The sequence below is a fragment of the Allobosea sp. BE125 genome, from assembly GCF_031456075.1.
Classification (GTDB): domain Bacteria; phylum Pseudomonadota; class Alphaproteobacteria; order Rhizobiales; family Beijerinckiaceae; genus Allobosea.
The window spans coordinates 15,160-29,339 of the sequence record NZ_JAVDTY010000018.1; the positions used below are offsets into that span (position 1 = coordinate 15,160).

At 64.6% G+C, this 14,180-nt stretch carries 14 protein-coding genes; 8 read left to right on the forward strand and 6 right to left on the reverse strand.

Features of this window, described 5'->3' with window-relative positions:
• Nucleotides 1-49 precede the first annotated feature (49 nt).
• From mnmE to J2Y55_RS28505, 5 genes are all read left to right on the forward strand, one after another.
• Nucleotides 50-1,375 (forward strand): tRNA uridine-5-carboxymethylaminomethyl(34) synthesis GTPase MnmE, encoded by a 1,326-nt coding sequence (mnmE, locus tag J2Y55_RS28485; RefSeq protein ID WP_310160056.1) that lies wholly within the window; start codon nt 50-52, stop codon nt 1,373-1,375.
• 105 nt (nt 1,376-1,480) lie between these two features.
• Nucleotides 1,481-3,373, forward strand: coding sequence for a tRNA uridine-5-carboxymethylaminomethyl(34) synthesis enzyme MnmG (gene mnmG / locus J2Y55_RS28490; protein ID WP_310160058.1), 1,893 nt, complete (start codon nt 1,481-1,483; stop codon nt 3,371-3,373).
• A 3-nt stretch (nt 3,374-3,376) separates the two neighbouring features.
• A complete protein-coding gene (gene rsmG / locus J2Y55_RS28495) occupies nt 3,377-4,024 on the forward strand; it encodes a 16S rRNA (guanine(527)-N(7))-methyltransferase RsmG (RefSeq protein ID WP_310160061.1) in 648 nt (215 codons plus the stop codon).
• Nucleotides 4,021-4,851 carry a ParA family protein gene (locus tag J2Y55_RS28500; protein WP_310160063.1) on the forward strand — a complete coding sequence of 277 codons (831 nt, stop codon included), beginning with the start codon at nt 4,021-4,023 and terminating at the stop codon, nt 4,849-4,851. The genes rsmG and J2Y55_RS28500 overlap by 4 nt, the downstream gene beginning before the upstream one ends.
• Before the next feature lie 38 nt (nt 4,852-4,889).
• Complete coding sequence (locus J2Y55_RS28505; protein ID WP_310160064.1) at nt 4,890-5,768, forward strand: ParB/RepB/Spo0J family partition protein; 879 nt, start codon at nt 4,890-4,892, stop codon at nt 5,766-5,768.
• Nucleotides 5,769-5,795: 27 nt separating this feature from the next.
• Here J2Y55_RS28505 and holA read toward each other — a convergent pair whose 3' ends face one another.
• The 3 genes from holA to leuS are packed head-to-tail and all read right to left on the reverse strand — an operon-like array spanning nt 5,796 to nt 10,018.
• Nucleotides 5,796-6,827, reverse strand: a complete 1,032-nt coding sequence (holA, locus tag J2Y55_RS28510) for a DNA polymerase III subunit delta (RefSeq protein WP_310160067.1) — start codon at nt 6,825-6,827, stop codon at nt 5,796-5,798.
• A 16-nt stretch (nt 6,828-6,843) separates the two neighbouring features.
• Nucleotides 6,844-7,407, reverse strand: a complete 564-nt coding sequence (locus J2Y55_RS28515) for an LPS assembly lipoprotein LptE (RefSeq protein WP_310160070.1) — start codon at nt 7,405-7,407, stop codon at nt 6,844-6,846.
• On the reverse strand, nt 7,394-10,018 hold the full coding sequence (leuS, locus tag J2Y55_RS28520) for a leucine--tRNA ligase (protein ID WP_310160072.1): 2,625 nt from the start codon (nt 10,016-10,018) through the stop codon (nt 7,394-7,396). The genes J2Y55_RS28515 and leuS overlap by 14 nt, the downstream gene beginning before the upstream one ends.
• Before the next feature lie 95 nt (nt 10,019-10,113).
• Between leuS and J2Y55_RS28525 the strand changes: the two genes are divergently transcribed.
• Nucleotides 10,114-10,779, forward strand: coding sequence for a YggS family pyridoxal phosphate-dependent enzyme (locus tag J2Y55_RS28525; protein ID WP_310160077.1), 666 nt, complete (start codon nt 10,114-10,116; stop codon nt 10,777-10,779).
• A gap of 160 nt (nt 10,780-10,939) precedes the next feature.
• Here the strand turns inward: J2Y55_RS28525 and J2Y55_RS28530 are convergent, their stop codons facing one another.
• Entirely contained in the window at nt 10,940-11,323 is a 384-nt protein-coding gene (locus J2Y55_RS28530) for a glyoxalase superfamily protein (protein WP_310160079.1), read from the reverse strand.
• Nucleotides 11,324-11,543: 220 nt separating this feature from the next.
• Complete coding sequence (locus tag J2Y55_RS28535; protein ID WP_310160081.1) at nt 11,544-12,113, reverse strand: L,D-transpeptidase family protein; 570 nt, start codon at nt 12,111-12,113, stop codon at nt 11,544-11,546.
• Nucleotides 12,114-12,194: 81 nt separating this feature from the next.
• Between J2Y55_RS28535 and J2Y55_RS28540 the strand changes: the two genes are divergently transcribed.
• Together J2Y55_RS28540 and J2Y55_RS28545 are read left to right on the forward strand one after the other, a co-directional pair.
• Nucleotides 12,195-12,881: a response regulator transcription factor gene (locus J2Y55_RS28540; protein WP_069689069.1), complete on the forward strand. Its 687-nt coding sequence runs from the start codon at nt 12,195-12,197 to the stop codon at nt 12,879-12,881.
• Between the two features lie 6 nt (nt 12,882-12,887).
• The gene (locus J2Y55_RS28545) at nt 12,888-13,352 is read left to right on the forward strand and encodes a cyclic nucleotide-binding domain-containing protein (protein ID WP_310160084.1); all 465 of its coding nucleotides are present in this window, start codon (nt 12,888-12,890) and stop codon (nt 13,350-13,352) included.
• A gap of 10 nt (nt 13,353-13,362) precedes the next feature.
• Here J2Y55_RS28545 and xth read toward each other — a convergent pair whose 3' ends face one another.
• Nucleotides 13,363-14,178: an exodeoxyribonuclease III gene (gene xth, locus J2Y55_RS28550; protein ID WP_310160087.1), complete on the reverse strand. Its 816-nt coding sequence runs from the start codon at nt 14,176-14,178 to the stop codon at nt 13,363-13,365.
• Nucleotides 14,179-14,180: the final 2 nt, after the last annotated feature.

Sequence of the window (14,180 nt, forward strand, 5' to 3'; positions counted from 1 at the left end):
CCGGATGCCAAAGCGGGTTTGGCGTCGGGCGCAGCATGGTGTTCGAGAGATGAGCGACGCAGCAGCCTATCCGACGATCGTCGCCCTGTCCTCCGGCAGCGGGCGGGCGGGTGTCGCCGTCATCCGGATATCCGGCTCGCGGGTTCGATTCGTGCTCGAAACGATTGCGGGGGGAATCCCTGCGCCACGCCATGCCGTCTTGCGGCAATTGCGTGACGAGGCCGGCGACGTCATCGATACCGGGCTGGTGCTGTATTTTCCCGCGCCGGCAAGCTTTTCGGGTGAGGATATCGCCGAGCTCCAGGTTCATGGCGCAAGGGCCGTCATTGCCCGCCTTCTGAACGTCCTGACGCATCTGCCAGGGGTGAGACTTGCGGAGCCGGGTGAGTTCACCCGGCGGGCCTTTGAAGCCGGGAAGCTCGATCTCGCCGCCGTCGAAGGTCTGGCGGACCTGATCGATTCGGAAACGGAATGGCAGCGCCGGCAGGCGCTGCGTCAGATGACCGGCACGCTCGGCAAGCAAGCGACGGCGTGGCGGGGCCGATTGATCGAGGGGATGGCCCTGCTTGCTGCGGATATCGACTTCTCCGACGAGGGCGATGTCTCGGGGCCGCTCGTCGATGAGGCACTGGCGATCGCAGCAGGCATCGTCGGGGAGCTGCGCGAGGCGCTCGGCAGCTTTGCCATGGGCGAGCGCGTCCGCGAGGGTTTCGTCGTGGTGCTTGCCGGCCCGCCCAATGCCGGCAAGTCGAGCCTGCTCAACGCACTCGCCCGCCGCGATGTCGCGATCGTCTCGGCCATGGCGGGGACGACGCGCGATGCGATCGAGGTGCGGCTCGATCTAGCGGGTTTGCCGGTCACGCTGGTCGATACAGCGGGTTTGCGCGAGAGCGCGGACGCTATCGAGGCGGAGGGCGTGAGGCGGGCCCTGGACCTGGTTGCGCGAGCAGATCTTGTTCTCAAGCTTCGAGCAATCGATTCGCTTCCGGATCGTTTCGCCTCGATTCAAAAGACCCTTTGCATCGCCACGAAGGCCGATCTCGCAAGCGATCTGGCAAGTCAGGCCTTGCCCGGTGAGATCGCGGTTTCGTCCCAGACGGGCGCGGGCCTGGATGATCTGCTGGCGAGCATTATGGCTGAACTCGGGACGCTCTCGCAGCCTGAGCCGGCATTGCTGACGCGTGAGCGGCACCGGGTTGCGGTGTCCGATGCGGTGTTTGCGCTGGAGCGCGCGATCGATGCCCGGCACGGCCAGGTCGAGTTGCTGGCCGAGGAGGTTCGCCTGGCCGTGATGGCGCTGGAACGCTTGGTCGGGCGCATCGATGTCGAGGATGTTCTCGACCAGCTCTTTTCCGGCTTCTGCATCGGAAAATAGCAAGCGGCGGGCATCACCTCGATAATTCGGACCGTTTCACGTGAAACGAGGCGCCATCGCCTTATAATCATTGACCCCAGGCCCGGGCTTCGCTAGCGAATCCGCATGTCTCTTCCTGTTGTCGAAACGCACTACGATGTGATCGTGGTCGGCGGCGGCCATGCCGGCGCCGAGGCGGCGAGCGCAGCTGCGCGGCTTGGTGCGCACACCGCATTGATCACGCATCGGCCGGAGACGATCGGCGTGATGTCCTGCAATCCGGCGATCGGCGGTCTCGGCAAGGGGCATCTTGTCCGCGAGATCGATGCGCTCGATGGCGTCATGGCGCGGGCAGCCGACCGAGCCGGCATCCAGTTCCGCATGCTGAACCGCCGCAAGGGCCCGGCCGTGCGCGGCCCCAGGGCTCAAGCGGATCGCAAGCTTTATCGCCTGGCCGTTCAGGATTTGTTAGCCGAACAGGGCAATCTCGAGGTCGTCGCCGGCGAGGTGTTCGATATCGCGATTGAGAACGGCCAGGTCAGCGCCGTGATCCTGGCGGATGGACGTCGATTCACTACCGGAACGGTCGTATTGACGACCGGAACCTTCCTGCGCGGCTTGATCCATATCGGCGAGGCCAAGATTCCGGCTGGGCGTGTCGATGAGGCGCCCTCGCTGGGGCTGTCTGCGACCTTGGAGCGCCATGGCTTCCCGCTTGGCCGCCTCAAGACCGGTACCCCGCCGCGTCTGGATGGGCGCACGATCGATTGGGCGGCGCTCGAGATGCAGGCCGGCGACGATCCGCCTGAGCCCTTCTCGGCGTTGACCACGGCGATCACCACGCCGCAGATTTCCTGCGGAATCACGCGTACGACTTTGGCGACTCATGACCTGATCCGCGCCAATCTGCATCGCGCTCCGATGTTTTCCGGCCAGATCGAGGGCCGCGGGCCGCGCTACTGTCCTTCGATCGAGGACAAGGTCGGCCGCTTCGGGGATCGCGACGGCCATCAGATTTTTCTCGAGCCCGAAGGGCTTGATGACGATACGGTCTATCCAAATGGGATTTCGACCTCCTTGCCGGAGGATGTGCAGCTCGGCGTGCTCAAGACGATTCCAGGCTTGGAGCGCGCGACGATGCTGCGCCCCGGCTATGCGATCGAGTATGACTTCGTCGATCCACGCGCCCTTAAGAACACGCTGGAGACGCGTGCCGTCCGTGGCTTGTTCCTGGCGGGCCAGATCAACGGCACGACCGGCTATGAGGAGGCCGGGGCGCAAGGGCTGTTCGCGGGTTTGAACGCTGCACGCCGGGCCGGCGGGGCCGAGCCGGCCGTGTTCGAGCGCACCACTTCCTATATCGGGGTTCTGGTCGACGATCTGGTCACGCGCGGCGTTACGGAGCCGTATCGAATGTTTACGTCGCGGGCGGAGTTTCGACTGTCATTGCGCGTCGACAATGCCGATGAGCGCTTGACGCCGCTTGGTATGGAGCTCGGCCTGGTGAGCTCCATACGCCGCGACCATTTCGAAGCGCGACGGGCCGCCATCGCGCAGTTGGAGGCCCGATTGAAGGATGTCTGGGTGACGCCGCAGCAAGCGGAGGCGGCTGGGCTTCATCTCAACCGCGATGGTCTGCGACGAAGCGCCTACCAGCTGCTCTCTTATCCCGATATCGGTTATGAGAGCCTGGCAGTGATATGGCCGGATCTTGCTGACTATGCGCCGTCGGTGGTTTCACGTGTGACAGCGGATGCGGTTTATTCGGTCTATCTCGACCGTCAGTCGGCGGAGATCCAGGCCTATAAGCGCGATCAAGCGTTGAAGGTGCCGGAGGATCTCGACCTCGACGGGATCTCGGGCTTGTCCAACGAGATCAAACTGAAGTTGAACGCGGAGCGGCCAGCCGATCTTGCCCAAGCGGCGCGGATCGAGGGTATGACGCCTGCTGCGCTGACCCTTTTGGCGGCGCATGCGCGGCGTGGCCGCCGCCAGCGCGCTCCTGAACCGATCGCGTGATTCGTGACTGTTGATAAAAGCGACAGGGCGCATGCTTTGCGCTTGACGCCTGTTTCACGTGAAACAGAGGAGCGTCTGGCGATCCTCGTCGCCGAGCTCGAGCGCTGGCAGGCGGCAAAGAATCTGGTGTCCTCGGGCACATTGAAAGATGTCTGGACGCGCCATATCGCCGATTCTCTGCAGCTCTTCGATCTGGCGCGAGACTCGCAGCGCTGGCTCGATCTCGGTTCCGGCGGCGGCTTTCCCGGGCTGGTGATCGGCATTTGCCTGGCGGAGCGCGGGGCCGGCGAGATCCATCTTGTCGAGAGCAATAGCCGCAAATGCGCCTTCCTGCGGCATGCGGCGCGTTTGACGGGGGCGCCGGTCAGGGTTCACAATGCGCGAATCGAGGATGCCGTCGGCGATTTTGTGGGCAAGATCGACGTCGTTTGTGCGCGAGCCCTGGCGCCGTTGCCGCTGCTGCTGGACTGGTGCAAAGACCTGTTGAGAACAGGGGCCCTGGGGCTCTTTCCCAAGGGACAACATCTAGATGCTGAATTGACCGACGCGTCTAAATATTGGAAGATTCAGGCCTCAACGGTTTCTTCCGTGACAGACAGCGCCGCACGCATCCTGATGGTTCGTGCGGTCGAGAAGCGGGCCGATTCATGACCGATCTTACCCCTATTGTCCTGCCGCGCCGTCCGCGCGTGCTGGCACTCGCGAATCAGAAGGGCGGCGTCGGCAAGACGACGACCGCGATCAACCTCGGCACGGCGCTGGCGGCGATCGGAGAGAAGGTGCTGATCGTCGACCTCGACCCGCAAGGCAATGCCTCGACGGGGCTCGGCATCGACCGGAGAAGCCGCAAATCCTCGACCTATGACGTCCTGTGCGGCGATGTCGGTCTTGGGCAGGCGATGCAGGAGACTGCGGTCCCGGGCCTGTTCCTGGCGCCGTCGACGCTGGATCTGCTCGGCGTCGAGCTGGAGATCGCGGGGTCCAAGGATCGCGCCCATCGCCTGAAGAATGCGATCGACGAATTGGTCTATGACCAGCGCTGTTCCGACCTGACCTATGTGCTGATCGATTGCCCACCCTCGCTGAGCTTGATCACCATCAACGCGATGACGGCTTCCGACGCTGTCCTGGTGCCGCTGCAATGCGAATTCTTCGCGCTGGAGGGCCTGAGCCAGTTGCTGAAGACTGTCGAGCAGGTCCGCAACGGCCTGAATCCGCGCCTGATCATCCAGGGCGTGGTTCTGACCATGTACGACCCGCGCAACAATCTATCCGGCCAAGTGATGGCCGATGTCCGCGAATTCCTCGGCGACAAGGTCTATGAGACCGTGATCCCGCGCAATGTCCGGGTCTCGGAGGCGCCGTCCTATGGCAAGCCGGCGCTGCTTTATGATCTGCGCTGTTCAGGTTCGCAAGCCTATCTAAAGCTGGCCTCCGAGGTGATCAAGCGCGAGCGCGTTCTGCGCGCGGCAGCCTGATCCACGACAAAAAGACGAGAGAGTACAAGAGGATGGCAATGGCCGAAGAACAGGGGCGCTCGCGGCTCGGCCGAGGCCTGGCGGCGCTGATCGGCGATGTCGGCGAGGAGATCGGAGCAATCGACCGGGCGCGCGGCCAGAGGCGCGTGCCTGTCGAGTTCCTGCGTCCGAGCGCGCGCAATCCGCGGCGCAGCTTCGGCGAGGATGATCTCGAAGAGCTCACGGCTTCGGTCCGCGAGCGCGGCATCCTGCAGCCGATCATCGTGCGCTCGATTCCCAACATGCTCGATGCTTACGAGATCATTGCGGGCGAACGGCGCTGGCGCGCAGCCCAGCGTGCAGGCTTGCACGATGTGCCGGTCATCCTGGTCGAGGCGGATGACCGCGAAGCGCTCGAAATCGCCATCGTTGAGAACGTCCAACGTACCGATCTGAACGCAATCGAGGAGGCCGCCGGTTATGAGCGGCTGATCGCGGAGTTCAGCTATACGCAAAACGACCTTGCGCGGGTCATCGGTAAGAGCCGCAGCCATGTCGCCAACACCTTGCGGCTGTCCAAATTGCCGGAGTCGGTGCGTAAGATGGTCAGCGAAGGCGCGGTTTCGGCCGGCCATGCCCGTGCCTTGCTGTCTGTTTCGGAGCCGGAATTGATGGCTCGCAAGATCATCGATGAAGGGCTCAGCGTCCGTGACATCGAACGGATCGTTCAGGACGAATCGCGCGGCGAACCCAAGAGCGTTCCAAGCAAGCCCAAGATCGATAAGGATCCCGATACCCGCGCGGTCGAGAAGGCTCTCGAGGAAGCGCTGGGATTGTCGGTCTCGATCCAGCATCGGGCCAATGGCGGCGGCGAGATGAAGATCGCCTACAAGACGCTCGAGCAGCTCGAAGCGCTCTGCCGCAGGCTGAAGGCCTGAATCGAGTAATTTCCGCTCGAAAATACTTCAGTCTCCGCGCGCTCCGGAACGGCCGAGACGCGCCAAGGTCCAGAGCGTGCGCACTGCGGCGGGCCGGGCGATATCGCCATCCCGCCTGACGGCAAGCGTCGCGGCCCCCAGAAGCGAGATGGCTTCCGTCAGCTTCGGGGTCGTCCAGGCCGAAAGCGCCGCCTCCATTGCTGGAATGCGAGGAAATGGCAGCCGCATCGTCGCCACGACGTCCTTGACGCCGCGGCCGGCATCGACGCTTTGCCGGGATTTGAGCAGCGTCAGCGCCTGTCGCAGCACCGCGCCCAGCATGACGCCGGGATCGAGGCCCTCCCCGCTCAGTTTGGCATAGGCAAGATCGAGCGCCGGCAGGCGCCCGGCGAAGACGGCGTCGACCAGAGCCGCCTGCTCGCGCTGGGCCGTGTCGCCGACGACCGCCTCGATATGCTCGCTCAGAACAGCCGGATCGGCCCCCACATAAAGCAGGAGCTTCTCGATCTCGCGTCGCGATGTCTGCCGGTCGCCGCCGAGTAACCCGGCGAGATGGTCGCGATTGACGCGGTCGATGGTCTTGCCGGCCGTGCGCAGCATCTCGTCGATCAGGCTGCCGAGATCGCGCGCGCCGTCGCTGTAGCAGGGAACGGCGAGGGCGGAGCGTGCCTTCTCGCAGGCGACTCGCAGCGGATTGCTGCGCTGGAGATCGCCGGCCTCGATGATGACGATGGCGTCTCGCGATGGCGTCGCCAGCAAGGGCTCGACGGCGGCCGTCAGCAGTTTGCCCGTGGCGGAGACGCGGATGGCGCGGCGGCCGCCGAACAGGCCGATGGTGTTGGCCTCGTCGACGAGCTTGAGCGGGTCGGAGGCTATGTCGTCACCGCTCATCCGCACGAGCTGGAAAGCGTCGTTGGCGTCGTCGACATTGGCGCGCGCCAGCGCGGCGGCGCGCTCCGAGACCAGGCCGGTATCGGGGCCGTAGATCAGAAACAGCCGCCAGGCCGGATCGGGCTTGGCCAGGGTGCGCTCGGCCTCATGCGCCTTGACGGCGGCCATGGCGGAGATTCTCGCTTCAGCCGGAGACCAGATCGGCGGCGAGTTGCCCCTTGATCAGCTGGGCCAGGCTCTTGGCCGCGCGGATCTGGGCGTCGCGCGCGGCGCGCACCGTGGCGAAGCGCTGCGAGGAGCGCTCATAGGGCGCGCGTACGAGATTGGTGCCTGAGGAGACAGTCTCGCCCGCACCCCCGATGCGCTTCACTGTCCAGGTTGCGGTGGCGATCAGGACCGCCGAATCGGCGCGGCCGGTGTTGTAATCGACCGTGACGACCTCGATCGCTTCGGAGATCTTGGCCTCGAAGCGCAGGCGCTTCTGGACATCGGGTTCGCCGCCGCCATCGAGTTCGAAAACGAGTTCGTTGCGCAGATAATGGCCGGTCAGCCCCTGAATCTGGGGGATTTCAACGCTCTTCAGCGCGTTTTTGACGCTGCCGCCGATGGTGCTCGTGGTGCTCTCGGAATAGAGCGGTTGCAGGCAGCCCCCGGCGAAGGCGGTCGCGAGCAATGTGGCGGCCAGCATCATGCGGCGGGTCGGAACCGGCTGCGACAAGGGCCGGTTCTGGACTTCAGGCGACGACATTCACGATTCTCCCGGGCACGACGATGATCTTCCGGATCTCCCGGCCGTCAAGCGCCTTGATGACAGCCTCGGAGGCGCGCGCGAGCGCCTCCACGGCCACGGTATTCGCATCGGCGGGGACGGTCACCTCCGCGCGCTTCTTGCCGTTGATCTGCACCGGCAGCACGATGCTGTCGTCCTTCAGCAAGGTCTCGTCGGCGACAGGCCACGCGGCCTCGCCGATGAGCCCCGGCCGCCCCAGCGCCTGCCAGCATTCCTCGGCGAGATGCGGCATCATCGGTGCGACAAGCTGCGTGGCGATGATGGCGGATTCATGCAGCGCGAAAGCGATATCGGGGGCGAGCGCGGCGTTTTCGGCAGCAGCGTCGAGCGCTTTGCCGATAGCGTTGGTCAGCGAATAGATATGGGCGATGCAGCGGTTGAAGCCGAGGCGCTCGATATCGAGGCCGACCGCATGTAAGGCGCGGTGGCTGGCGCGGCGCAGCGTCAGGGCCTGCTCGCTCAGGGAGGCCGGCAGGGCGGCGCTGTTGCCCGTGCGCTCGGCGATCTCGCCGACGAGGCGCCAAATGCGCTGGACGAAGCGGGCAGCGCCCTGGACGCCCTCATCGGTCCAGATCACGTCGCGGTCAGGCGGCGAATCGGAGAGCATGAACCAGCGCGCCGTGTCGGCGCCGTAGGAGGCGATGATGTCGTCGGGATCGACGACATTCTTCTTCGACTTCGACATCTTCTCGATGGCGCCGATCTCGATCGGCGCGCCGGTATCGACATGGAAGCCGCGGCGCTCGGTGCCGTTCACCTCGATGCGGACATCGCCGGGCTCGACCCAGCTGCCGTCCTTGGCCCGGTAGGTCTCGTGGACGACCATGCCTTGCGTGAACATGCCGTCGAAAGGCTCGTCGAGCCCGGCATGGCCCGTCGCCTTCATGGCGCGGGTGAAGAAGCGCGAATAGAGCAGGTGCAGGATCGCGTGCTCGACGCCGCCGATATACTGGTCGACCGGCAGGAAGCGATCGACGACCGGCCGGTCGGTCGGGCTGTCGATGCGCCAGGGATCAGTGAAGCGGGCGAAATACCAGGACGAATCGACGAAGGTGTCCATCGTGTCGGTTTCGCGCCGGGCCGGCTTGCCGCATTGCGGGCAGGCGACATGCTTCCATGTCGGGTGATGGTCGAGCGGGTTGCCGGGCCGGTCGAAGGAGACGTCGTCGGGCAATTTGACCGGCAGGTCGGCGTCGGGCACCGGCAGCGTGCCGCAATCGGCGCAATGGATCACCGGAATCGGGCAACCCCAATAGCGCTGGCGCGAAACGCCCCAGTCACGCAGGCGGAAATTGACCTTGCGGGTGGCGACGGGGCTGTTGCCGCGCGTCTCGGCTTCGAGCCGGCGGGCGACTTCTTCTTTCGCTTCCGGAATGGTCATGCCGTCGAGGAAGCGTGAATTGATCATGCGGCCGTCATCGCCATAGGCGGTGTCGGTGATGATGAAGCTCGCCGGATCCTGGCCCTCGGGCGCCACGACGGGCGTGACGCCGAGCCCGTATTTATTGACGAAGTCGAGGTCGCGCTGGTCATGGGCCGGGCAGCCGAAGATCGCGCCCGTGCCGTATTCCATCAGGATGAAATTGGCGACATAGACCGGCAAGGTCCATGATTTATCAAAGGGATGCACGGCGCGGATGCCGGTGTCGAAGCCGAGCTTCTCGGCCTTGTCGATGTTTTCCTGGGCCGTGCCGGTACGCTTGCAGTCCTCGATGAAGGCCTGCAGGGCCGGGTTGTTCTCGGCGGCCGCCTTGGCCAGCGGGTGGTCGGGCGCGATCGCCATAAACCTGGCTCCGAACAGCGTGTCGGGCCGGGTCGTGTAGATCTCCAGCTCGTTGCGGCCAAAGGGATTCGATTCGAGAGCGAAACGAATCAACAGCCCTTCCGAGCGGCCGATCCAGTTCTTCTGCATCAACCGGACCTTGTCGGGCCAGCGCGTCAGGCCTTCCAGCGCGTCATGCAGCTCCTGAGCGTAGTCGGTGATCTTGAAGAACCACTGCGTCAGCTCGCGGATTTCCACGGGCGCGCCGGAGCGCCAGCCGCGCCCATCGATAACCTGTTCATTGGCGAGCACGGTCTCGTCGACCGGGTCCCAGTTGACCCGCGCCGTCTTGCGGTCGACCAGCCCGGCCTTGAGGAAATCCAGGAACAGCTTCTGCTGGTGCTTGTAATAGCTCGGGTCGCAGGTCGCGAGCTCGCGGCTCCAGTCGAGCGACAGGCCCATGGACTGCAATTGCGTCCGCATCGTCGCGATATTGGCGTAGGTCCATTCGCGCGGATGGACCTTGTTGGCCTTGGCGGCGTTCTCGGCCGGCAGGCCGAAAGCGTCCCAGCCCATCGGGTGGAGCACGGCGAAGCCCTTGGCGCGCTTGTAGCGCGCGACGACGTCGCCCATCGCGTAATTGCGGACATGGCCCATATGAATGCGGCCGGAAGGGTAGGGAAACATCTCGAGGACGTAATAGCTCGGGCGCGGATCGTCGTTGCGGGTCTCGAAGAGCTTGCGCTCCTCCCAGACACGGCGCCATTTCGGCTCTGATTCCTTGGGATTGTAGCGTTCGACGGCCATGATAACGGGCAATTCTTGCGTGATCGGATGAGCCCGGACTAGGACACCATTGCAGCCACGCGGTCAACGCCGCACAGGGCATGAAGGGACTACCGATGAGCGATACGGTTACGCGTTTGGCCGCCACACGGGCCGCGATTGCGCGCGCGGCGCGCGATTTCGAGCGCGAACCCGATTCGGTTGCGCTGATCGCGGTCTCGAAGACCATGCCGGCAGAGGCGATCCTGCCGGCGCTGGAAGCCGGGCAGCGCGTCTTCGGTGAAAACTATGTCCAGGAGGCCAAGGCCAAATGGCCGGAGCTGAAGCTGCGCTTTCCCGATGCCCAACTACACATGATCGGGCCGCTGCAATCCAACAAGGCCCGCGAGGCGGTCGAATTGTTCGACGCGATCCATTCGCTCGATCGCGAGAGCCTGGCCAAGGAACTGGCGCGCGAAATCGGACGCACCGCCAAGGCTCCGACCCTGTTCGTCCAGGTCAACACCGGCGACGAGCCGCAAAAGGGCGGCGTCAGCCCGGCCGGGATCGATGCCTTCCTGGAAAACTGCCGCCTGCGTCACGGCCTCGTGATCACGGGGCTGATGTGCATTCCGCCGGCCGATGAGCCGCCTTCGCCGCATTTCGCCCTGCTCGCCAAGATCGCGGCGCGCCACGGCCTGCACGGTCTCTCGATGGGCATGAGCGCCGATTACGAGGCCGCGATCCAGATGGGCGCGACCTATGTGCGCGTGGGCAGCGCGATTTTTGGGGCGCGGGGCTAGGCGCGGGGTTTCCTTCTCCCGTTGCGGGTAGGGGCAGCGTGCTGCACTCACCGTCATGCTCGCCCTTGTGGCGAGCGTCCACGTCTTGATCATAGTGCTCGACGAGCGAAGACGTGGATGGTCGGGACAAGCCCGACCATGACGAACAAGATCGCCCTCCTCAGCGCGTCAACGGCTCTCCGACGTCGATGCGGTTGCCGTCCGGGTCCTCGAAGACGAAGGCGCGCAGGCCGTAATCCTTGTCGCGCAGGCCCTTGAGGATGCGCAGGCCCTGGCCGCGAATGATGGCGTGGAGGGCGTCGATATCCTCCACCATCATATGGGCGACATTGAAGGGCGCCGCCTTGTGATCGGGCTGCAGCGTCAGATGCAATTCGGCCCCATCGCGCTTCAGGATCATGAAGCCGACGGGATCGCCGTTCTCGAAGGTTTTGCTGAAGCCGAGCGTGCCCGCGTAGAAATCATGCGCCCTGGCCATGTCCTTGACGGGGAGCATCGCGGCGATCCGCCCGAAGCGGAGGCTCGTTGAAGCCGTATCGGTCATCGTGAAAGTCTCGATTGGGAGAGCCGCGTCGATGCAGGACGGTGCCTGCGATTGCGTCGGCCGGTCCGAAATTGATGGTCGAGACGGTGCCCGGACGCGTTTTCTAGAACAATTTCCGATCCAGTGGGATCGTTCAATTGCTCTAGATTTTTGTTTTGACGCGTTTTCTTCACGCGAACCGGTATCCACTTCGCCCGAAAACGCTCTTGCTGACGCGGCGCTATCTGACCAGGAGAACGCAATGCCGCGCCAGCCGCGGCAGCACCTTGGCGAAGACATGACCCTCGACCGCGACGCAGCCGGCCGTAGGCGTGAAGCCGGCCCGCGCGAGATGCCAGAAGATCGCGCTGCCGCGGCCGCGAATCACCGGCGCGTCGTTCCAGCCGAGCTCGACGATGACGTCGTAGAGATGGTCGTCGCGCTGCAATCGCTCCTCGGCGGCGCCGGGCGGGCGGGCGATTAATCGGTTATAGCGGCGGTCGCTGGCATCGTCGCACCAGGCGTCACGGGCGGTGATGGCGCGCAGCGGCAGCAGGGTGCTCGGCCTGGGCAGCCGCGCCTTGCGGTAGAGCACGCTGCGCAGTGGCAGGGCGGCGCGCGGGGTGCCGCCATCGCCCTCGCGCTTGAGTACGACGATGCCGGAGCGGCCAAGCGCGCAAGGGAACACCGCGCTGCCTGCGACCAGGAAGCCCTTTTTGCGGTCCCGGACCGAGGCGAAGACCCGCAGTCGCGTGAGCCCGCACGGCTTGCGAACCGACCAAGACGTGATTGGCTTCTCACGTTTTCTCACTGAAATTCCATCCCGCGTGACTTGCAGACACGAATCAGCGGGCTCATGGTGCCCGCTGCGCAACCGTTATAATGATCGTTCATGTCCGCCGTTCATCATATCCTGCTCGTCGATGATGACGAGACATTGCGCGACGCGCTGGCCGAACAGCTCGCGCTTTACGACGAGTTCAAGATCTCGACCGCCGGCACCGCGACTTCGGCGGTCAAGGCCGTGCAGGCCGAGCGGATCGATCTCGCCGTGATGGATGTCGGCCTGCCCGACATGGACGGGCGCGAAGCCGTCAAAATGATGCGCAAGAACGGCTTCAAGAGCCCGGTTATCATGCTGACCGGCCAAGGCTCCGATTCGGACACGGTGCTGGGGCTGGAAGCCGGCGCCAATGATTATGTCGTCAAGCCGTTCAAATTCGCCGTGCTGCTGGCGCGCATCCGGGCGCATTTGCGCCAGTACGAGGCCAGCGAGGACGCGGTCTTTCAGGTCGGGCCTTACACCTTCCATCCCGGCTCGAAGCTGTTGGTCAGCGAGAAGGGCTCCAAGACCAAGCTGACCGAGAAGGAAACCGCGATCCTGCGCTTTCTCTATCGCGCCGGCCGCAAGCCGATCGCCCGCGAGATCCTGCTGCAGGAGGTCTGGGGCTATAACAGTCAGGTCACGACCCACACGCTCGAGACGCATATCTACCGGTTGCGCCAGAAGATCGAACCCGATCCGGGCAATGCACGTTTGCTCGTGACGGATGCGGGCGGTTACCGCCTCAACCCTTAAGTCGATATGGCTCTCGACAACGACATTGCCCTGCTGGCCCGGCAGCCGCTGCTGAGTCTGATGGAGCGCGATGCGCTGCGGCTGGTGGCGTTCGCGGCGGAAAGCCGCATCCTGCGCGCCGGCGATGTCCTGTTTCGTGGCGGCGATCTGTCGGACGGCGCGGTGCTGATCATCTCGGGCGCAGTCGCCCTGCTGCACCAGGATGACGGCCAGCCCGCAGACGAGATCGTCGGCGCCGGCGCCTTGCTCGGAGAGATCGCCCTGTTCACCTCGGCGCATCGGCCGGTGACGGCGATCGCGCGCGAGCCGACGCAGGTGATGAAGCTGTCGCGCAGCGTGATGCGCCGTGTCCTTGCCGAGTTTCCGAAGTCGGCCGAGGCGATCGCCGAAGCGATCGGCGATCGTTTGCGCGAGTTCGTCGGCGAATTGAGCCAGGTTCAGGCCGCGCTGAACGCGATCGACCGGAGCTGATAGAAGAGCCTCAAAGCTCCAGCGTCACCGTCACCGGCACATGATCCGAGGGGCGCTCCCAGCCGCGCGCCTCGCGCAGGAAGCTGAGGTCGCGCAAGGCCGGCTTCAGCGCGTCCGAGAGCCAGATATGGTCGAGGCGGCGGCCGCGGTTGGAGGCTTCCCAGTCGGCGGCGCGGTAGCTCCACCAGCTATAGAGTTTTTCGGGTTCAGGCCTGAGCGTGCGCGCGGCGTCGGTCCAGCCGAGTTCGCTGCGCAGCTTCTCCAGCGTCGTCGTCTCGATCGGGGTATGGCTGACCACGTCGAGCAGTTGCTTGTGGCTCCAGACATCGTGCTCATAGGGCGCGATGTTGAGGTCGCCGAGCAGGATGGCGGGCCGGTCGGTCGGCTTCTTGGCGATGCCCCAGGCGCCGATCTCGTCGAGGAAGGCGAGCTTATGAGCGAATTTGTCGTTCCTGGCCGGGTCGGGAATATCGCCGCCCGCCGGAATGTAGAAATTATGGATCGCGACGCCGGCGGCGGCGCCCGCGGCCTTGTCGAGCACGACCGTCATGTGGCGGGCGTCGTTCTTGCCGCACATCGCCATGGCGTCCTTCTCGCTGAAGGGCAGTTTCGAGACGATGGCGACGCCGTTATAGCCCTTCTGGCCGATAAAGGCCTGATGGACATAGCCGATCTTCTCGAAGGCCTTGGCCGGGAATTGCTCGTCGGGCGTCTTGGTTTCCTGCAGGCACAGCACATCGGGCGCATGCGTGGTCAGGAAGTCGCAAACCATGCCGATGCGCAGGCGGACCGAATTGATATTCCAGCTGGTGACGGTGAGTTGCACGC